We start from the raw sequence: 18,393 nt of genomic DNA, 5'->3' as shown, positions 1-18,393 counted from the left end.
GGGCAACATGGACCGGCAGATCAAGGACAGGGTGCCCGACCAGGCCCCGTCCTTCTTCTTCGTCGACGTGCAGAAATCGCAGAAGGAGCAGTTCGACGCCCTGATCCAGGGCACGCCGGGCGCCGCCGACCTGGCCGAGGTGCCCAGCCTGCGCGGCCGCATCACCGCGGTGAACGGCGTGCCGGCCGACAAGGCGGTGGTGAACCAAGCCAAGTCGAGCTGGCTGCGCGGCGACCGCGGCGTCACCTACGCCGCCGCGATGCCGCCGAAGGACACGCTGCTGCAGGGCCGGTGGTGGCCGGCCGGTTATGACGGCCCGCCGCAGATCTCTGTCTACAAGGACATCGCCGAGGCCTTCGGGCTGAAGCCGGGCGACCGGATGACGCTGAACGTGCTGGGCCGCGACATCGAGGCCGAGGTCGCCAACATCCGCGACATCGACTGGAGCACGCTGGGCATCAACTTCACCCTGATCATGTCGCCGAAGCCGCTGTCGGCCGCGCCGCACACCTGGCTGGCCACGGCGCGGGTGCCGGCGGCGGAGGAGCTGGCGCTGCAGAAGGCGGTGACCCAGGCCTTCCCGAACGTCACCACCGTGCGCCTGAAGGACGCGCTGGAGACGGTGAACGCGCTCCTGTCCCAGATCGGCGCGGCCGTGCGGTCGACCGCCGGCGTCACCCTGCTGGCCGGCGCGCTGGTGCTGGCCGGGGCCGTGGTGGCGGGCCATCGCCGCCGGATCTACGACGCGGTGGTGCTGAAGGTGCTCGGCGCGACCCGCGGCGACGTGCTGCGCGCCTTCCTGATCGAATACGGCCTCTTGGGCCTACTGACCGCCGCGATCGCCTGCGCGCTGGGCACGGTGGCCGCCTGGGGCGTGCTGACCTTCGTGATGGAGATCGACTGGACCTTCCTGCCGCTGACCCTGCTCGGCACGGCGGCGCTGTGCGTGGCCATCACCCTGGCGTTCGGCTTCCTCGGCACCTGGGTGGCCCTGGGCCAGAAGGCGGCGCCGCTGCTGCGGAACGAATAGATCGCCTGAGACCCTTCGGCGCAGCGCCGACATGTTGTATCCTGGCCTCACGCTGCCAATATTTCAGCCGCGTGGTTCTTCACCACACTAGAGGTTTTCGAGATGGCCTTCGATCCACAGGGCCGCTACGCAACACCGGGCGCCGGCGCGCGCACCATCGAGCGTGCGGCGTTCGACGAGGGTCTGCGGCAGTACATGCTGCGGATCTACTGGTACATGGCCGGCGGCCTGCTGGTCAGCGGCATCACCGCCGCCTTGGTGATGTTCACCCCGATCGGCGGGGCGTTCCTGGCAGTCAACGCCTTCGGGCGGATCGGCCTGACCGGGCTGGGCTGGGTCGCGCTGCTGGCGCCGATCGGCCTGATCTTCTGGATGAGCATGGGCATCCGCTCGATGAGCGCGTCCACGCTGCAGACGCTGTACTGGGCGTTCGTCGCCCTGCAGGGCATCGGCCTGGCGCCGGTGCTGCTGGCCTATACCGGCGAGAGCGTGGTGCGGGTGTTCTTCATCACCGCCGCGTCCTTCGCGGGCCTGAGCCTGTACGGCTACACCACCCAGCGCAGCCTGTCGGCCTTCGGCTCGTTCCTGATCATGGGCCTGATCGGCATCGTGATCGCCAGCCTGGTCAACATCTTCCTGGCCTCGAGCGGCCTGGCCTTCGTCATCAGCGTGCTCGGCGTGCTGATCTTCGCCGGCCTGATCGCCTACGACACCCAGCGGCTGAAGGAGCAGTATGCCGAGGGGCTGGGCCAGGAGGTCGAGACCAAGACCGCGGTCTGGGGTGCCCTGACGCTCTACCTGAACTTCCTGAACCTGTTCCTGTTCCTCCTGCGGCTGTTCGGCAACCGCAACTGACGGCGCGGCCGTCGCCACGCACAGCCCGGCAGCGCCAGCTGCCGGGCTTCGCTTTTCCGGACCACGCCTGCGACATGGATATGACCGAAGCCGTTCCCGACCAGCCCCGCCCTGAGCGTACAGAAGGGGGCCGCGGCCGCCTGGCCGACGCGCTGGACAGCTGGATCGTTGACCATTGCGTGTTCCGGACCTTCGTCAACACCCGGGTCGAGATCGCGCCGGGCATCTGGCGCTCCGGCCAGCCGCTGCCGTACCAGATCCGCGGCATGGCGCGCGACGGCATCCGCACCATCGTCAACCTGCGCGGCCCGCGCGATTGCGGCTCCTACCGCCGCGAGGCGGAGGCCTGCCGCCGCTACGGCATCACGCTCATCGACGTCACCACCAAGTCGCGCGACGCGCCGAAGGTCAGCGTGCTGCACCAGCTCCGGCGGGTGCTGGAGGCGGCCGAATACCCGATCCTGGTTCATTGCAAGTCCGGCTCCGACCGCGCCGGCCTGGTGGCCGCCTTGATCCTGATGACGCGGGAGAACGCCCCGCCGACCGAGGCGCTGAAACAGCTGCACTGGCGCTACCTGCACTTCAAAAAATCGCCGACCGGCCTGCTGGACCGGTTCATCGAGGCCTATGCCGAGGCCAATGCGCGCGAGCCGATCGCCTTCTGGGACTGGGTCGACACCGCCTACGACCGCAAGGCGGTGAAGAAATCCTTCGTGCCCAGCGGCCTCGCCACCATGATCGTCGACGGGCTGCTGGGACGGGAATAGGCAGCTTCCGGCGGTCTGAATTCGGTCTATATTCGGGCCGATACAAGGAGGCTGCGATGAAGCTGTCCGACCGCATTAAGCCGATCAGCTACCTGAAAGCCCATGCCCCCGAGGTCATCCAGGGGCTGCGGGAGGGGCAGGAGCCGTTCATCATCACCGTCAACGGCGAGGCCAAGGCGGTGCTGCAGGACATCGACAGCTACGAGCAGACCCAGGAGACGCTGGCGCTGCTGAAGATCCTGGCGTTGGGCGAGGCCGAGATCGAGGCTGGCGAGGGGCTGCCTGTCGACGAGGCCTTCGCCGAGATCAGGGCCAACCTCAAGATCTGATCCGCGATGGCGATCAAGGTCATCCTGTCGCGTGCCGCAAGGCGGGACGTGGAGGAGATCTGGCGCTTCATAGCGGAACAGGACTCCGTCGAGAATGCCGGCAAGGTGCTGGAAGCCCTCCAGGACGCCATGAAAGGGCTCGGAAATCTGCCCCAGCGCGACAACGTCCCGAAGGAACTGAGGGCGTTCGGCAATACCGAATACCGCGAGATCCATTATAAGCCATACCGCATCATCTATCGGATCGGCGTGGCGACCGTGAACGTCCATGGCGTTTTCGATGGGCGCCGAAACATGCAGATTCTACTGCAGCGCCGACTGCTGAAATCGCGTTGAGCCAACGAAGAGGCGCAGCCTCTCGGCCGCGCCCTTTCCCGTTTCCGTCCCTAAACCCGGTTCTTATGCGTAGTGCTGGCCGAAGCGGTTGGCCAGGAAGTCGGACAGGTTCGCCTGCTCCTGCCGCACGAAGCCGCTCTGCGGCAGCTGGCCGGCGCGGTGCAGGTCGACCATGGCGCAGATGCCGGCCGCGGTCGTGACCTGGATCGCGCTCCACAGCTGGCCGCCGATCTCCTTGGCATAGACCTTCTTGGCATAGGTCTCCTGCATCAGGCGGCCTTCCTTCTTGCCCCAGGCGGTGACGAAGATCAGGACCACGTCCTGCTTGGTCATCGGGATCGAGGCCTCGAGCACGTCCTTCAGGATGTCGCGGCGCTGGCCCAGCTGCAGCTCGTTGACCAGCAGCTTGACGATGTCGCGATGGCCCGGATAGCGCACGGTCTTGTAGTTCAGGAACTTGACCTTGCCGTCCAGCGTCTCGCACAGCGTGCCGAGGCCGCCCGAGGTGTTGAACGCCTCGTAGTCGATGCCGTCGAGCGAGATGTGCTCCATGCCTTCGAGCGGCAGCACCTCGCGCAGCTCGCCCTCATGGATCGCCTCGCAGGGGTTGCAGTACTCGTTGATCAGCCCGTCGGTCGACCAGGTCAAGTTGTACTTCAGCGCGTTCGACGGATAGACCGGCAGGGCGCCGACGCGCATATGCAGGGTGTGCAGCTCGTCGAAGCGCTTGGCCAGGTCGTAGCCGACGATCGAGATGAAGCCCGGCGCCAGGCCGCATTGCGGGGTGAAGGCGGTCTTCGCGCCCTCGGCCAGGGCCTTGACCCGGCGGGTGCTCTCGACATCCTCGGTCAGGTCGAAATAGTGGGCGCCGCGGTCCTTCGCCGCCTCGGCGATCAGCGGCGTCAGGTGGAACGGCGCGGCCGAGATCACCACGTCGTGGCCGGACACGGCGTCGCGCAGCGCCTGGGCGTCGTCGAAGCGCAGCTGGCGCTTGGCGACATCGGCCTCGAGCCGGTCGAGCATGCCCTGGTCCTGGTCGCCGACGGTGAGCTGGTAGTCACCCGTGGCGGTCAGCAGGGCGGTGATGCAGGTGCCGATCTTGCCGCCGCCGAGCAGCAGAACCTTGGTCATGACGCCTCTCCTTCAGACGGACGCCCCGGAGCGAAGGCGCCGGGTCGGTGCGGATGGCGCCGTCTCTACACCCACCGGAAAGCCGCAGAAAGCCTTGTGTCCGTGCGTTCCGGAAGGTGCGCCGGGAGGCTCGGCGACCTTCGAGTCGCCGGCCGATCGGGAAAGGAGAGAAAGATAATTAGCCGACTTCAATTCGGCCATTGGAGAGAACTGCACACTGATTCTCGGTGGAACCAAATCGCTCGTTTCCACCATCCCACTCAGCCGTCATGGCGAGGAGCGAAGCGCCCCCTTGAGTCGAGAATGGGCCATCCAGGGCGGCTCGCACCGGCCCCTGAATGGCCACGCCCCTGCGGGGCTCGCCATGACGAATAGGAGGCCGCCCTCGGGATTCTATCCAACCACCTCAGGCCGCAGCCGGACCACGCCGCGCAGCGCCTCGCCCGGCTGCAGCACCGCCATGCCGGTGTCGGTGCGGCCGGACTCGGCCAGGTTGAAGGCGTCGGTGGCGTTGCTCACGGGCTCGACGCAGACATAAGGGTCGTCCGGCGAATAGCAGACCAGGAAGTCGAGCGGGGCGTCGGCCTCCATCACCAGCCGGGCGCCGCGCTCCGGCCAGTCGATCACCGCCCGGTGGTCCCAGCCGGTGAAGTTGTTGTCGGTGCGCACCGCCTCGGGACGGAAGCCGCGACGCAGATCCTTCTCCGGCGGCGGGTCCACCAGCTCCAGCGGCATCACCTCGGCATCGTTGACCCACATCCGCTCGATCCCGGCGGTCACCGTCGTCCGCGGGGTGCGCGGGAAGTAGAAGTGCTGACCCAGCCCAGCGGGCATCGGCTCGCGGCCGGTGTTCTCGACCGAAATCACCAAGCCGAACCCGGCCGGGGTCAGCGTGAACTCCTGCCGCGCCCGGTACGGGAAGGGCCAGGCATCGGCCGCATAGTCGTCGACCAGCACGCAGCGCGACGCCGAACGCTCCAGCACCGTCCAGGGGCGCTGCCAGCCATGGCCGTGCAGCTGGTGCCGCTCGCGCGTGTTCAGCGGCAGTTGCACCTCCCGGCCCCGGAAGCGGAAGCGGCCCTCGCGGATGCGGTTCGAGAACGGGGTCAGCGGGAAGTTGCCGAGGCCGAGCACATCGCCCGCCGCCAGCGCTTCCGGCGTGGCCGGGCGCAGCCAATCGCGCCGCGCCTCGCCGCTGCCGGTCCACCAGCCGGCGATGCCGCCGCCGATCGCCGGCACGATGTCGGCCATGCTGTCCCCTTCCCGCAGTTGCACGATCTCCAGCGTCATTCCATCCTCCCTTCGCCGTTGCCCGGGCAATGTTCGGCAATGCTTGACGCCGATCCGCCGAGGGCTCAATACTCAAATTGTATGATGAATAGCAAAGAGTGCGGTCGGCACGCCAGACCGCACCGCTGGGGAAAGGCCGTGGTCGAGAAGAGCGGAGAGGATGTCGTTCGCACGGACGGCATGCGGAGGGCCCGTGGCGATGCCGCCGGGCCTACCCCCAACCTGCACATCGGCCGGAAGGAGATCGTCGGACCGGCGGGAGACGGCGGAGCCGGGGCGCTGTGGCGCCCGGACGGCTTCGGCCGCGTCTGACCGGCGGCAGGAAAGGGGAACCAGAGATGTCCGGCCCGGACAGACCAAAAGGACCGGTGACGATGGCCGCGCATGCGGATGCGGTGACAGGAGCCCTGCCGCGCCCGGTGCAGCGGCGGGCCGCCACCCGCACGGCCGCCCCCGACCAGCCGCAGGGCAGCAAGACCTTCTCGCGCCGGTCGCTGCACGGCCAGATCGCCTATGACATCGGCACCCGCATCGTGCGCGGCGACATCCCGCCCGGTACGGTGCTGCCGAACGAATCCGACCTGTCGACCCAGTTCTCGGTCAGCCGCACCGCGCTGCGCGAGGCGATCAAGGTGCTGGCCGCCAAGGGGCTGGTCGAATCCCGGCCGAAGACCGGCACGCGGGTGCGGCCGCGCGGCGAATGGAACATGCTGGACCCGGACCTGCTGGCCTGGCAGTTCGCCACCCAGCCTATGGAGCGCCTGGCCAAAAACCTGTTCGAGATCCGCCAGATCATCGAGCCCGCGGCCGCGGCGATGGCGGCGGAGCGCGCCGACGACGCGCAGCGGGAGGCGATCAGCCGCGCCTTCGCCGACATGGAGGCGGCGCCGGACGGCGATGCTTCGGTCGAGCCCGACCTGCGCTTCCACCAGTCGATCCTGGCGGCATCGAACAACGAGTTCCTGCAGCCGCTGGGCGCGCTGATCGAGACCGCGATGGCATCGAGCTTCCGCATCACCAACAACGCGCCCGGCGCGCTGCAGGTGTCGCTGCCCCTCCACTGCGCGGTGCGCGACGCCATCCTCGCGCGCGAGCCGGAGACGGCGCGCAAGGCGATGCGGGTCCTGCTCGAGGATGCGGCACAGGACATGCGCCGCGCCCTGCCGCACATCAAGCCGAACCCCTGATCCCAGCCTAGCCAACAAGGACCCCAGTGATGGCTGACGACGCCGGCAGCAGCAACAGCAACAGGAAGCCCCTGCGCTCCTCCCATTGGTTCGGCCCCCATGACAAGGACGGCTTCATCCATCGCAGCTGGATGCGCAACCAGGGCCTGCCGGACCATGTCTTCGACGGCCGTCCGGTGATCGGCATCTGCCAGACCTTCTCCGAGCTGACCCCCTGCAACGCCCATTTCCGCAAGCTGGCGGAGCATGTGAAGCGCGGCGTGTGGGAGATGGGCGGCTTCCCGCTGGAGTTCCCGGTGTTCTCCACCGGCGAGACCAATCTGCGGCCGACCGCGATGCTGTACCGCAACCTGGCGGCGATGGATGTCGAGGAGGCGATCCGCGCCAACCCGATCGACGGCGTCATCCTGCTGACCGGCTGCGACAAGACCACGCCGGCGCTGCTGATGGGCGCGGCCAGCTGCGACATCCCGGCCCTCGTCGTCTCCGGCGGGCCGATGCTGAACGGCCGGTACCAGGACCGGACCATCGGCTCCGGCACCTCGGTCTGGCAGTTCGACGCCGACGTCAAGGCCGGGGTGATGAGCCTGCAGCAGTTCATGGAAGCCGAACAGGCGCAATCCCGCTCTGCCGGGCACTGCATGACCATGGGCACGGCCAGCACCATGAACTCGATGGCCGAGGCGCTGGGCACCAGCCTGCCCGGCTGCGCCGCGATCCCCGCGGTCGACGCCCGCCGCTACGTCATCGCCCACATGTCCGGCCGCCGCATTGTCGAGATGGTGCATGAGGATCTGCGCATCTCGAAGATCCTGACCCGCGAGAATTTCCTGAACGCGGTGCGGGTCAACGGCGCCATCGGCGGCTCGACCAACGCCGTGATCCACCTGCTGGCCCTGGCCGGGCGCACCGGCGCCGACTTCACCCTGAAGGACTGGGACGAGTACGGCCGCGACGTGCCGACCCTGGTCGACCTGATGCCGTCCGGCCGGTTCCTGATGGAGGATTTCTACTATGCCGGCGGCATCCCGGCGGTGACCCGGGCGCTGGGCGAGAACGGCATGCTGTTCAAGGACGCCCCGACCGTCACCGGCAAATCGATGTGGGAGAACGTCCGGAACGCCGCCAACTGGAACCCGGAGGTGATCCGCCCCTGGGACAACGCGCTGGTGAAGCAGGGCGGCATCACCGTGCTGAAGGGCAACCTGGCGCCGGATGGCGCGGTGCTGAAGCCGTCGGCCGCCACGCCGGAGCTGATGCAGCATCGCGGCCGCGCCGTGGTGTTCGAGAGCATCGAGCACTACAAGGCCCGAATCGACGACCCGGATCTCGACATCGACGAGACCTGCGTCATGGTGCTGAAGAACTGCGGCCCGAAGGGCTATCCGGGCATGGCCGAGGTCGGCAACATGGCGCTGCCGCAGAAGGTGCTGAAGAAGGGCGTGCGCGACATGGTCCGCATCTCCGACGCCCGGATGAGCGGCACCGCCTACGGCACGGTGGTGCTGCACACGGCGCCGGAGGCCGCGGCCGGCGGCCCGCTGGCCCTGGTGCAGGACGGCGACATGATCGAGCTGGACGTCGCCAACCGGCGGCTGCATCTCGACGTCCCCGACGCCGAACTGGCGGAGCGGCGCAAGCGCTGGTCGCCGCCGGAGCCGGCGATGAAGGGCGGCTATCAGGAGCTCTACGTCCGCCACGTCATGCAGGCCGACAAGGGCGCAGACCTCGACTTCCTGGTCGGCTGCCGCGGCCATGCGGTGCCGCGCGACAGCCATTGAGCACGATCCGGGCCCGTCCCGGACGGGGCGGGCCTTTTCCTTGCAGACGGACATCATGACCCAATACGCGAACTATCCGTCGCTGCGCGACAAGCCGGTCTTCGTCACCGGCGGCGGCAGCGGCATCGGCGAGAGCATCGTCGAGCATTTCTGCCGCCAGGAGGCGCGGGTGTTCTTCGTCGACATCAATGACGAGGCCTCGACCGCGCTGGTCGACCGGCTGAAGGCCGAGGGGCTGGCGGCGCCGAAGTTCCGGCATTGCGACCTGCGCGACATCGCCGATCTGCGCGCGGCGGTGGCCGAGGCGCAGCAGGCCATCGGGACCATCCGCATCCTGGTCAACAACGCCGCGCATGACCAGCGCCACGCGCCGGAGACGGTCGAGCCCGATTACTGGGACGAGCGCATGGCGGTGAATCTGCGCCATCAGTTCTTCGCCGCCCAGGCGGTGCAGCCGGGGATGCGCGACGCCGGCGGCGGCTCGATCATCAATTTCGGCTCGGTCTCCTGGCGGCTGAAGCAGGGCGGGATGCCGGCCTACACCTCCGCCAAGGCGGGCGTCGAGGGGCTGACCCGCGGCCTGGCCCGCGACTGGGGCCCGCAGCACATCCGGGTGAACACCGTGATGCCGGGCTGGGTCATCACCCAGCGGCAGAAGGAGCTGTGGCTGACGCCTGAGGCGGATGCCGACCGCCGCAAGGGCCAGTGCATCCCGGACGAGGTGCTGCCCGTCCATCTTGCGCAGATGACACTCTGGCTGGCGGCGGACGACAGCGCGATGTGTACCGGCCAGACCTTCGTGGTCGATGCCGGCTGGGCGAACGGACTGTGAGAATGACGATGAACCTGATCCAACTGCGCACCAAGTCGGGCGAGCGGCGCGTCGGCGTCGCCGGCCAGGGCGATGCCCTGAAGCTGCTCTCCGCCTTCGACACCACCTACGACCTGGCCCAGGCGGCGATCGCCTCGCGCAAGTCGATCGCCGAGCTGGTCGCGGCCGATGACGGCGCCGGCACCGAGTCCTACGATGCGGTGATCGCCGAGGCCCGCCTGCTGCCGCCGCTGGACCATCCCGATCCGGCGCATTGCATCGTCACCGGCACCGGCCTGACCCATCTCGGCAGCGCCGACGCCCGCGACCAGATGCACAAGACCCTCGGCGAGGCCGAGAAGCTGACCGACAGCATGAAGATGTTCCGGGACGGCCTGACCGGCGGCAAGCCGGCCGGCGGCGAGACCGGCGCCAAGCCGGGCGTGCAGCCGGAATGGTTCTACAAGGGCGACGGCTCGATCGTCGTCGCCGGCGAGCAGCCGCTGACCATGCCGTCCTTCGCGCTGGATGGCGGCGAGGAGCCGGAGATCACCGGCTGCTACCTGGTCGGGCCGGACGGCACGCCCTGGCGCGTCGGCTTCGCCATCGGCAACGAGTTCTCCGACCACATCACCGAGCGGCAGAACTACCTGCTGCTGGCGCATTCCAAGCTGCGCCAGTGCTCGGTCGGGCCGGAGCTGCTGGTCGGAAAGCTGCCGGAGGATGTGCGCGGCACCAGCCGCATCACCCGCGGCGGCAAGACGATCTGGGAGAAGCCGTTCCTGAGCGGCGAGGCCAATATGAGCCACTGGATCGCCAATCTCGAGCACCACCACTTCAAATATGCCCTGTTCCGCCGGCCGGGCGACGTGCATCTGCACTTCTTCGGCACGGCGACGCTGAGCGTCACCGACGGCATCAAGCCGGAGCCGGGCGACCGCTTCGAGATCGAAGCCGCCGCCTTCGGCCGTGCCCTGCGCAACCCGCTGGCGCGCGCGGCCGAGGAGACGGTCACGGTCCGGGCGCTTTAACCTCGTGAGGGGCGGCTCCTGCGGAAACGCCGGTGCCGCCCCCTCACCCGGAATCGCTGCGCGATTCCGACCTCTCCCCAAGAAGAGGTTAAGTGGGCCACGCTCCTATTTCCCTCTCCTTGGGGAGAGGGAGGGGCCCGCCGCGTTGGCGGCGGGAGGGTGAGGGGGCGAACCACGCCGCCTGGTAAATAGGCTTGACCCCGCCATCCGGGGCTGGCGACATCCAGCCGAGCCCGGATAAAGTCGGGCATATCGAGCCAAGACACCGCCTCAGGCGGGCCGGAACACGGGGAAACGCGGATGAACAGGATCGATCTCGACGGCAAGCTGGCCGTGGTCACCGGCGGGGCGCAGGGCATCGGCCGGGCGGTCGCCGAGCGCTTCATCGCCTCGGGCGCCAAGGTGGTGCTGTGGGACCGCGATCAAGCCCTGGTCGAGGCGACGGCGAAGGCGATCGGCGCCACCGGAATCGCCATCGACATCACCGACGCCGCCGCCGTGGCCGCGGCGGTGGAGGCCCAGGGGCAGATCGACATCCTGATCAACAATGCCGGCATCGCCGGGCCGTCGGTGAAGACCTGGGACTATCCGCTCGACACCTGGCGCCAGGTGATCGAGCTGGATTTGAACGCCGTCTACTACTGCTGCCGCGCCGTGGTGCCGGGCATGATCGCGCGCGGCTACGGCCGCATCGTCAACGTGTCCTCGATCGCCGGCAAGGAGGGCAACCCCAACGCCAGCGCCTATTCCGCCGCCAAGTCGGGTGTGATCGCCCTGACCAAGTCGCTGGGCAAGGAGCTGGCGGGCCACGACATCGCGGTCAACTGCGTCACCCCGGCCACCGCCAAGACCCGGATCCTGGAGCAGATCAGCCAGGAGCATATCGACTACATGCTGTCGCGCATCCCCCGCGCCCGCTTCCTGAAGGTCGAGGAGGCGGCGTCGATGATCGCGTGGCTGTGCTCGGCCGAGAACAGCTTCACCACCGGCGCCGTCTTCGACCTCTCCGGCGGCCGCGCGACCTACTGAGCCGACGCCCGCGATGGCCGACCCCGAGCTGCTGGCGGCGCTGCGCCGGATGGGGCTGGCCGGGCCGGAGGAGACGCCGCGCTTCACCGCGCTGACCGGCGGCGTCTCCTCCGACATCTTCCGGGTCGACCTCGCCGCCGGCCCGATCTGCGTCAAGCGGGCCTTGGCGAAGCTGCGGGTCGCCGCCGATTGGCGGGCGCCGGTGGCGCGCAACCTGTACGAGGCACGCTGGATGCGGGCCGCGGCAGCGATCGTGCCGCAGGCGGTGCCGCGCCTGCTGGGCCAGGACGAGGCGGCTGGGACACTAGCCATGGCCTATCTGGCGCCGCAGGACCACCCGGTGTGGAAGGCCGAGCTGCGGGACGGCCGCGCCGACCCGGCCTTCGCCGCCGAGGTCGGCCGCCGCCTGGTCGCCATCCACGCCGCCACGGCGGCGGATCCAGCCCTGGCCGCCGAGTTCCCGACCGACGCGATCTTCTACGACATCCGCCTCGAGCCCTATCTGGTGGCGACCGCGATCGCCCACCCCGACTGCGCCGCGGCGCTGCACGCGCTGGTCGAGACCACCCGGACAGCCAAGCGAGCCCTGGTGCATGGCGATGTCAGCCCCAAGAACATCCTGGTCGGGCCGGACGGCCCGGTGTTCCTGGACGCCGAGTGCGCCTGGTGGGGCGATCCCGCCTTCGACCTGGCCTTCTGCCTGAACCACCTGCTGCTGAAGGGACTGTGGCGGCCGGAATCGGCGCCCGATTTCCTGACCTGCTTCGACGCGCTGTCGGAGACCTATCTCGCCGACGTTGACTGGGAACCGTCCGACGCCTTCGAATCCCGCGCCGCCCGGCTGCTGCCCGGCCTGTTCCTGGCCCGGGTCGACGGCAAATCGCCGGTCGAGTACCTGACCGATGCGGCGCAGAAGGGCTGCGTGCGCCGCGTGGCCCGCGCCCTGCTGCTGGACCCGCCGGAGACGTTGGCTGAGATCGGGGCAGCCTGGGCGCGAGAGCTGGGCCGATAATTTTACTCTCCCCCTCCCCCTGCGGGAGGGGGTAGGGGAGGGTTTGGTGCCGATAGAACCGGTATCGAACGATAGCTGAGACCCAAACCGATTTCGGATGGCCTCGCTCCGGCTCTCTTCGATCGACAGCCCCCTCCCCTACCCCCTCCCGCAAGGGGAGGGGGAGGATAGAAGGGCAGGTTGGTTACTATGGTTGGGCGCTGACAGGGGAGAGGATTGTGATGAAAACCATACGCCTCCGTGAGGCAAGAGCCCGCCTCTCCGCCATCGTCGCGGCCGCCGAACGAGGCGAACCAACGATCATCACCAAGCATGGCCGGCCCGCCGCCATGGTCGTGCCCGTTGAGAACGGCCAACACCTCTACGCCGCGAAGCCCAACCTCGCCGATTACCTGCTCGGCTTCCCGGGACCGCTGGATACACCCCACGACCCGTCTCCCTTGAGAGAGACCGATCTATGACCTCCACCACCATCGCCGCGATCCGCGGCCGGCGCGTCTGGGACAGCCGGGGAAGGCCGACGGTCGAGGCCGAGATCCGGCTGGAGGGCGGCGCCCTGGGCCGCGCCATCGCCCCGGCGGGCGCCTCCACTGGCTCCGGCGAGGCGCGGGACAAGCGCGACGGCGGCACGGCGTTCGGCGGCCATGACGTGCAGGGCGCGGTCGGTGCGGTCAATGGCGAGATCGCCCGCGTCTTGATCGGCTTCGATGCCGCCGACCAGGCCGGGCTGGACCGGGTGCTGGTCGAGTTGGACGGCACGCCCGACAAGTCGCGGCTGGGCGGCAACGCCACCCTGGCGGTGTCGATGGCAGCCGTCCACGCCGCCGCCGCCGCGGCCGGCCTGCCGCTGTGGCGCCATCTCGGCGGCGAGGACGCCGTCCTGCTGCCGCTGCCCGAGATCCAGATCTTCGGCGGCGGCGCCCATGCCGGGCGGCGGCTGGACGTGCAGGATTTCCTGGTGGTGTGCCCCGGCGCCGGCAGCTTCGCCGAGGCGCTGGACTGGACCGCCGAGGTCTATCGCGCCGCCGGGTCGCTGATGGCCGATGCCGGCCGGTTGTACGGCGTCGCCGATGAGGGCGGCTTCTGGCCGGATTTCGCCGACGCGGCGGAGGCGCTGGACATGCTGGTCCGCGCCATCGAGCGCGCCGGCCGCCGCCCGGGCGAGGAGGTGGCGATCGCGCTGGACGTCGCCGCGTCGGAGTTCGGCCGCCACGGCCGCTACCGCTTCGAGGGGCAGGACCTCGACACCGGGCAGATGGTCGAGCGGGTGGCCGGCTGGACCCGGCGCTGGCCGATCGTGTCGGTCGAGGACCCGGTGGCGGAGGATGACGCCGCCGGCTTCCGCGCCATCACCGCCGCGATCGGCGACCGGGTGCAGGTGGTCGGCGACGATTTCCTGGTCACCGATGCGGCGCGGGTGCGCGATGCCGCCGTGGCCAAGGCCTGCACCACCGTGCTGATCAAGCCCAACCAGCGCGGCACGCTGACCGAGGCGAAGGCGGCCTGGGACGCGGCGCGGGAGTCCGGCCTGGGCGGCATCGTCTCCGCCCGGTCGGGCGAGAGCGAGGACACCACCATCGTCGACCTCGTGGTCGGCTGGGGCGTCGGCCAGCTGAAGGTCGGATCCTTCGCCCGGTCGGAGCGGATGGCGAAGTGGAACGCGGCGCTGCGGGTCGAGGAGGCGCTGGGCGGCCGCGCCACCTTCGCCGGCCGAAGCGTCTTGCGCGGGTGACCGGTCTGGAGTGTTCTGCCCGTCCCGCAACCGGATGAGTCCATGAGCTTCGACCTCGCCTCGATCGATCTGCGCATCCTCGGCCTCGCCATCCTCGGCGTCGCCGTCCTGACCCTGCTGGTCGCGCTGTTCCGCCGGCCGCGGCTGGATCTCTCGCCCTTGAGCGGAACGATCGAGGACCTGCGCGCCGACCTGGCGCGGATGGCGCAGGAACTGCAGACGGCGGAGCGGCGCGCGGACGCCTCGGCCGAGGCGCGCGATAGCCGGCAGCGGCAGGAGATCGCATCGTCGCTGCGCAACACCGGGGAGACCCTGGTCGGCGCCATGAAGGCGATCGGCGAGACCCAGCAGACCCGGTTGGACACCGTCGCCGCCCGGCTGCAGGCCCTGTCCGAATCCATGGCGCAGAGCCAGAACCGGCTGCGCGAGACCATGGATCTGAACCTGCAGTCGCTGCGCAAGGAGAACGAGGCGAAGCTGGAGCAGATGCGCGCCACGGTCGACGAGAAGCTGCAGGCGACGCTGGAGGCGCGGCTGCAGACCCAGTTCCAGACCGTCAGCGAGCGGCTGGAGCGGGTGCATCAGGGCCTGGGCGAGATGCAGGTCCTGGCCGGCGGCGTCGGCGACCTGAAGAAGATGCTGTCGGGCGTGAAGACCCGCGGCACCTTCGGCGAGGAGCAGTTGGACGCCCTGCTGGAGCAGGTGCTGACCGAGGACCAGCTGGTGCGCAACGCCCGGCCGCGCGCCGATTCGACCGAGACGGTGGAGTTCGCCATCCGTCTGCCCGAGGGCGTGCTGCTGCCGGTCGACAGCAAGTTCCCGCAGGAGGATTACGAGCGGCTGATCCTGGCGATCGAGGCCGGCGACGCCGAGGCCGCGGCCAAGGCCGGCGACGGGTTGGAGAAGGCCATCCGCACGGAGGCCAAGCGCATCGCCACCAAGTACATCTGCCCGCCGACCACCACCGACTTCGCCGTGCTGTTCGTGCCGACCGAGGGGCTGTTCGCCGAAGTGCTGCGCCGCCCCGGCCTGCGCGAATCGATCCGCGAGCAGCACCGCGTCACCATCCTTGGCCCCACCACGCTGGGCGCCTTCCTGTCCAGCCTGCGCATGGGCTTCCGCACCCTGGCGATCCAGGAGAAATCGGCCGAGATCTGGCAGGTGCTGGGCGCGGTGAAGACCGAGTTCCGCACCTATGGCGAGCTGATGGGCAAGGTCGAGAAGAAGCTGCAGGAAGGCCAGAACGTGATCCACCAGATCGGCGTCCGCAGCCGCGCCATCCACCGCAAGCTGCGCGAGGTGGAGGAACTGCCGATGGACCGCGCCGCGCCGATCCTGGAGCTCGACGCGCCGGAGGCGGAGATGCCCGCCCCGGCGGAAGAAGACACGCCATAGCGCTGTTGCATCGGAAGGCCGCGGGCCCTATCCAGTCATCATTCATCCGACAATAGGTCGAGAGAGGAAACCAGATGAGCGTCCACGCCAACTACATCGCCGGGTCCTGGGTCGAAGGCCCGGACGCGTCGAAGAACGTGAACCCGTCGGACCTGTCGGACGTGATCGGCGAATACGCCCGCGCCGACCGCGCCCAGGCGGAGCAGGCGATCGCCGCGGCCCGCGCCGCCTTCCCGAAATGGTCGATGACGACGCTGCAGGAGCGGCACGACCTGCTGGACAAGATCGGCAACACCATCCTGGCGCGGAAGGAGGAGCTGGGCCGCCTGCTGTCGCGTGAGGAGGGCAAGACCCTGCCCGAGGGCATCGGCGAGGCCGCCCGCGCCGGCCAGATCTTCAAGTTCTTCGCCGGCGAGGTGCTGCGCATCCAGGGCGAGAAGCTGGCCTCGGTCCGCCCCGGCATCGATGTCGAGATCACGCGTGAGCCGATCGGCGTCATCGGCCTGATCACGCCGTGGAACTTCCCGATCGCCATCCCGGCCTGGAAGATCGCCCCGGCCCTCGCCTATGGCAACTGCATCGTGTTCAAGCCGGCCGACCTGGTGCCGGGCAGCGCCTGGGCGCTGTCGCAGATCATCGTCGATTCGGGCGTGCCGGCCGGCGTGTTCAACCTGGTGATGGGCCGCGGCTCCGTGGTCGGCGAGGCCTTCGTCGCCAGCAAGGATGTCGACGCCATCACCTTCACCGGCTCGGTCGGCACCGGCCGCAGCATCGCCCTGCGCTGCGCCGAGCTCGGCAAGAAGGTGCAGCTCGAGATGGGCGGCAAGAACCCGATGGTCATCCTCGACGACGCGGACCTGAACACCGCCGTCGGGGCCGCCACCAACAGCGCCTTCTTCTCCACCGGCCAGCGCTGCACCGCCTCGTCGCGCCTGATCGTGACCGAGGGCATCCATGACCGCTTCGTCGCGGCGATGACCGAGAAGCTGAAGTCGCTGAAAGTCGACAACGCCCTGAAGCAGGGCACCGATATCGGCCCGGTGGTGGACCAGAGCCAGCTGGACCAGGACCTGTCCTACATCGACATCGGCGTCAAGGAAGGCGCCAAGCTGGCGGTCGGCGGCGAGCGGCTGAACCGCGAGACCGAGGGCTTCTACCTGTCGCCGGCGCTGTTCACCGAGACCACCAACGACATGCGGATCAGCCGCGAGGAGATCTTCGGGCCGGTCGCCTCGGTGATCCGGGTCAAGGATTACGAGCAGGCGCTGGCCACGGCGAACGACACCGAGTTCGGCCTGTCCGCCGGCATCGCCACGTCGAGCCTGAAGCATGCCAGCCACTTCAAGCGGGCCAGCCAGGCCGGCATGGTGATGGTGAACCTGCCGACGGCGGGCGTGGACTACCACGTGCCGTTCGGCGGCCGGAAGGGCTCCAGCTACGGCCCGCGCGAACAGGGCCGCTACGCCGCGGAGTTCTACACCGTGGTGAAGACGGCCTACACGTTCCCCGGCTGATCTCGTCCGAGAGCTAAGTGCGGAAGGGGCCGGCTGGCGACGGCCGGCCCTTTCCGTTTGCCGGGCGCTTGCGGCTTCGAGCCAGATGACCAATATGACTATCATGACCATCGAGCGATGGAGATTGTCATGAGTGACGGGACCTGGACCGTCGCCGAGGCCAAGGCCAAGTTCAGCGAAGTGATCGATCGAGCCCGCCGTGAGGGGCCGCAGACCGTAACCCGCAACGGGCATTCCGCCGTCGTGGTGGTGTCTGCCGAGGAATGGGATCGGAAGACGAAGCGCGTCGGCACCCTCGCGGATTTCTTCGCCGCTTCCCCACTCCGTGGTTCGGAATTGGATACCGAGCGACTCAATGACGGTCCCCGCGAGACCGATCTTTGACCTTCCTTCTCGACACCAACGTGGTCTCGGAGTGGAAGAAGCCCGCTCCCGACGCCGGCGTCGTTGCCTGGCTGGCCAACGTCGATGAAGACCGGACGTTTCTGAGCGTCATCACTCTGGCGGAGCTGCGCTACGGCATAGACCGCCTGCCCAATGGAAAGCGGCGCAGCCTGCTCGATCACTGGCTGACGCACGACCTCCCGACACGTTTCGAATCCCGGATCCTGCCGGTCGATCCGGCCGTGGCGGATGCTTGGGGAATCATCATCGCACGCCGGGCCACCATGGGCCGGCCCATTGGCGCCATGGATGCCTTCATGGCCGCAACCGCGCAGGTCCACGGCCTCACGCTGGTGACCCGCAACGTCTCGGATTTCGAGGCCTCGGTCCCTGCCCTCCTGAACCCCTGGAGCACAGGCCCGGACGCTTGACACCACGCCCCCGGCCCTGCCAGCCTCGGCCCGGAAGTGACACGGGGTGCCCGGCAACGGGCTGAGATCATACCCGTCGAACCTGATCTGGGTTATGCCAGCGAAGGGAGCCGTCACGCGATGCCCGCACCGGGCCCAGGATCCTAGAGGATCGATCGCCGACATCCCGCCGCCGGCCACGGAGGAGCGGAATGGTGGCGGCTGCAGAGGCTATCGAACCGAGGCGGCGCCTCGACCTGTCGGTCTATCTGGTCACCGACACGCGGCTGAGCGGGCCGCGGGGCGTCGCCGAGGTGGCCGCGGCCGCGGCGCGCGGCGGCGTCACCATCGTGCAGCTGCGCGACCCCG

Annotated in this window: 19 protein-coding genes and 1 riboswitch; of the genes, 17 read left to right on the top strand and 2 right to left on the bottom strand. The window is 69.0% G+C overall.

Translation table 11 applies throughout. The annotated features are described in order from the left end of the window. The 5 genes from P409_RS07495 to P409_RS07475 form a co-directional block, all read left to right on the top strand. The coding region (locus tag P409_RS07495; protein WP_034833771.1) for an ABC transporter permease at positions 1 to 1,030 on the top strand (1,030 nt) is incomplete at its 5' end. A gap of 102 nt (positions 1,031 to 1,132) precedes the next feature. After that, positions 1,133 to 1,885 (top strand): Bax inhibitor-1/YccA family protein, encoded by a 753-nt coding sequence (locus P409_RS07490; RefSeq protein ID WP_034833762.1) that lies wholly within the window; start codon positions 1,133 to 1,135, stop codon positions 1,883 to 1,885. Between the two features lie 80 nt (positions 1,886 to 1,965). Continuing rightward, positions 1,966 to 2,652: a protein tyrosine phosphatase family protein gene (locus P409_RS07485; protein ID WP_161790356.1), complete on the top strand. Its 687-nt coding sequence runs from the start codon at positions 1,966 to 1,968 to the stop codon at positions 2,650 to 2,652. 56 nt (positions 2,653 to 2,708) lie between these two features. Continuing rightward, positions 2,709 to 2,981 carry a type II toxin-antitoxin system Phd/YefM family antitoxin gene (locus tag P409_RS07480; RefSeq protein WP_034833760.1) on the top strand — a complete coding sequence of 91 codons (273 nt, stop codon included), beginning with the start codon at positions 2,709 to 2,711 and terminating at the stop codon, positions 2,979 to 2,981. Positions 2,982 to 2,987: 6 nt separating this feature from the next. Next, positions 2,988 to 3,317: a type II toxin-antitoxin system RelE/ParE family toxin gene (locus tag P409_RS07475; RefSeq protein ID WP_034833759.1), complete on the top strand. Its 330-nt coding sequence runs from the start codon at positions 2,988 to 2,990 to the stop codon at positions 3,315 to 3,317. Positions 3,318 to 3,380: 63 nt separating this feature from the next. Here P409_RS07475 and P409_RS07470 read toward each other — a convergent pair whose 3' ends face one another. Beyond that, positions 3,381 to 4,448 carry a saccharopine dehydrogenase family protein gene (locus tag P409_RS07470; protein WP_034833758.1) on the bottom strand — a complete coding sequence of 356 codons (1,068 nt, stop codon included), beginning with the start codon at positions 4,446 to 4,448 and terminating at the stop codon, positions 3,381 to 3,383. 393 nt (positions 4,449 to 4,841) lie between these two features. Beyond that, entirely contained in the window at positions 4,842 to 5,738 is an 897-nt protein-coding gene (locus P409_RS07465; protein WP_034833756.1) for an aldose 1-epimerase, read from the bottom strand. Positions 5,739 to 6,112: 374 nt separating this feature from the next. On the opposite strand from P409_RS07465, the gene P409_RS07460 reads away from it, so the two are divergent. The 12 genes from P409_RS07460 to P409_RS07410 all read left to right on the top strand — a co-directional run bounded on the left by P409_RS07460 (position 6,113) and on the right by P409_RS07410 (position 18,045). Further along, the gene (locus P409_RS07460) at positions 6,113 to 6,925 is read left to right on the top strand and encodes a FadR/GntR family transcriptional regulator (protein WP_081991346.1); all 813 of its coding nucleotides are present in this window, start codon (positions 6,113 to 6,115) and stop codon (positions 6,923 to 6,925) included. A gap of 29 nt (positions 6,926 to 6,954) precedes the next feature. After that, the gene (locus tag P409_RS07455) at positions 6,955 to 8,706 is read left to right on the top strand and encodes an IlvD/Edd family dehydratase (protein ID WP_052120155.1); all 1,752 of its coding nucleotides are present in this window, start codon (positions 6,955 to 6,957) and stop codon (positions 8,704 to 8,706) included. A 55-nt stretch (positions 8,707 to 8,761) separates the two neighbouring features. After that, a complete protein-coding gene (locus P409_RS07450) occupies positions 8,762 to 9,538 on the top strand; it encodes an SDR family NAD(P)-dependent oxidoreductase (RefSeq protein ID WP_034833764.1) in 777 nt (258 codons plus the stop codon). An 8-nt stretch (positions 9,539 to 9,546) separates the two neighbouring features. Beyond that, positions 9,547 to 10,548, top strand: coding sequence for an AraD1 family protein (araD1, locus tag P409_RS07445; RefSeq protein ID WP_034833763.1), 1,002 nt, complete (start codon positions 9,547 to 9,549; stop codon positions 10,546 to 10,548). Positions 10,549 to 10,848: 300 nt separating this feature from the next. Beyond that, positions 10,849 to 11,577, top strand: a complete 729-nt coding sequence (locus P409_RS07440) for an SDR family NAD(P)-dependent oxidoreductase (RefSeq protein ID WP_034833754.1) — start codon at positions 10,849 to 10,851, stop codon at positions 11,575 to 11,577. Between the two features lie 13 nt (positions 11,578 to 11,590). Beyond that, on the top strand, positions 11,591 to 12,589 hold the full coding sequence (locus P409_RS07435) for a phosphotransferase family protein (RefSeq protein WP_034833750.1): 999 nt from the start codon (positions 11,591 to 11,593) through the stop codon (positions 12,587 to 12,589). A 221-nt stretch (positions 12,590 to 12,810) separates the two neighbouring features. After that, positions 12,811 to 13,050 carry a type II toxin-antitoxin system Phd/YefM family antitoxin gene (locus tag P409_RS36965; RefSeq protein WP_081991345.1) on the top strand — a complete coding sequence of 80 codons (240 nt, stop codon included), beginning with the start codon at positions 12,811 to 12,813 and terminating at the stop codon, positions 13,048 to 13,050. Next, complete coding sequence (gene eno, locus P409_RS07430) at positions 13,047 to 14,321, top strand: phosphopyruvate hydratase (RefSeq protein ID WP_034833747.1); 1,275 nt, start codon at positions 13,047 to 13,049, stop codon at positions 14,319 to 14,321. The genes P409_RS36965 and eno overlap by 4 nt, the downstream gene beginning before the upstream one ends. Positions 14,322 to 14,363: 42 nt before the next feature. Then, complete coding sequence (locus P409_RS07425; protein WP_034833745.1) at positions 14,364 to 15,716, top strand: DNA recombination protein RmuC; 1,353 nt, start codon at positions 14,364 to 14,366, stop codon at positions 15,714 to 15,716. Between the two features lie 74 nt (positions 15,717 to 15,790). After that, complete coding sequence (locus P409_RS07420; RefSeq protein ID WP_034833742.1) at positions 15,791 to 17,230, top strand: aldehyde dehydrogenase family protein; 1,440 nt, start codon at positions 15,791 to 15,793, stop codon at positions 17,228 to 17,230. A gap of 129 nt (positions 17,231 to 17,359) precedes the next feature. Next, positions 17,360 to 17,614: a type II toxin-antitoxin system Phd/YefM family antitoxin gene (locus P409_RS07415; protein ID WP_202964587.1), complete on the top strand. Its 255-nt coding sequence runs from the start codon at positions 17,360 to 17,362 to the stop codon at positions 17,612 to 17,614. Then, complete coding sequence (locus P409_RS07410) at positions 17,611 to 18,045, top strand: type II toxin-antitoxin system VapC family toxin (protein ID WP_034833737.1); 435 nt, start codon at positions 17,611 to 17,613, stop codon at positions 18,043 to 18,045. Before P409_RS07415 ends, P409_RS07410 begins: the two co-directional genes overlap by 4 nt. Positions 18,046 to 18,077: 32 nt before the next feature. Beyond that, positions 18,078 to 18,172: riboswitch (TPP riboswitch) on the top strand. The last annotated feature ends 221 nt before the right edge of the window (positions 18,173 to 18,393 follow it).

The organism is Inquilinus limosus MP06, from assembly GCF_000767795.1.
Classification (GTDB): domain Bacteria; phylum Pseudomonadota; class Alphaproteobacteria; order DSM-16000; family Inquilinaceae; genus Inquilinus; species Inquilinus limosus_E.
The sequence above is the reverse complement of the archived record's forward strand: the minus strand, read 5'-3'. Positions and strand labels throughout refer to the sequence as shown.

Coding starts and splice junctions, on each gene's coding strand:
- P409_RS07490 (WP_034833762.1), top strand. CDS start 1,133: ATGGCCTTCGATCCACAGGGCCGCTACGCAACACCGGGCGCCGGCGCG.
- P409_RS07460 (WP_081991346.1), top strand. CDS start 6,113: ATGGCCGCGCATGCGGATGCGGTGACAGGAGCCCTGCCGCGCCCGGTG.
- P409_RS07415 (WP_202964587.1), top strand. CDS start 17,360: ATGAGTGACGGGACCTGGACCGTCGCCGAGGCCAAGGCCAAGTTCAGC.
- P409_RS07435 (WP_034833750.1), top strand. CDS start 11,591: ATGGCCGACCCCGAGCTGCTGGCGGCGCTGCGCCGGATGGGGCTGGCC.
- P409_RS07425 (WP_034833745.1), top strand. CDS start 14,364: ATGAGCTTCGACCTCGCCTCGATCGATCTGCGCATCCTCGGCCTCGCC.
- P409_RS07480 (WP_034833760.1), top strand. CDS start 2,709: ATGAAGCTGTCCGACCGCATTAAGCCGATCAGCTACCTGAAAGCCCAT.
- P409_RS07450 (WP_034833764.1), top strand. CDS start 8,762: ATGACCCAATACGCGAACTATCCGTCGCTGCGCGACAAGCCGGTCTTC.
- eno (WP_034833747.1), top strand. CDS start 13,047: ATGACCTCCACCACCATCGCCGCGATCCGCGGCCGGCGCGTCTGGGAC.
- P409_RS07485 (WP_161790356.1), top strand. CDS start 1,966: ATGACCGAAGCCGTTCCCGACCAGCCCCGCCCTGAGCGTACAGAAGGG.
- araD1 (WP_034833763.1), top strand. CDS start 9,547: ATGAACCTGATCCAACTGCGCACCAAGTCGGGCGAGCGGCGCGTCGGC.
- P409_RS07465 (WP_034833756.1), bottom strand. CDS start 5,738: ATGACGCTGGAGATCGTGCAACTGCGGGAAGGGGACAGCATGGCCGAC.
- P409_RS07440 (WP_034833754.1), top strand. CDS start 10,849: ATGAACAGGATCGATCTCGACGGCAAGCTGGCCGTGGTCACCGGCGGG.
- P409_RS07475 (WP_034833759.1), top strand. CDS start 2,988: ATGGCGATCAAGGTCATCCTGTCGCGTGCCGCAAGGCGGGACGTGGAG.
- P409_RS07455 (WP_052120155.1), top strand. CDS start 6,955: ATGGCTGACGACGCCGGCAGCAGCAACAGCAACAGGAAGCCCCTGCGC.
- P409_RS07470 (WP_034833758.1), bottom strand. CDS start 4,448: ATGACCAAGGTTCTGCTGCTCGGCGGCGGCAAGATCGGCACCTGCATC.
- P409_RS07420 (WP_034833742.1), top strand. CDS start 15,791: ATGAGCGTCCACGCCAACTACATCGCCGGGTCCTGGGTCGAAGGCCCG.
- P409_RS36965 (WP_081991345.1), top strand. CDS start 12,811: ATGAAAACCATACGCCTCCGTGAGGCAAGAGCCCGCCTCTCCGCCATC.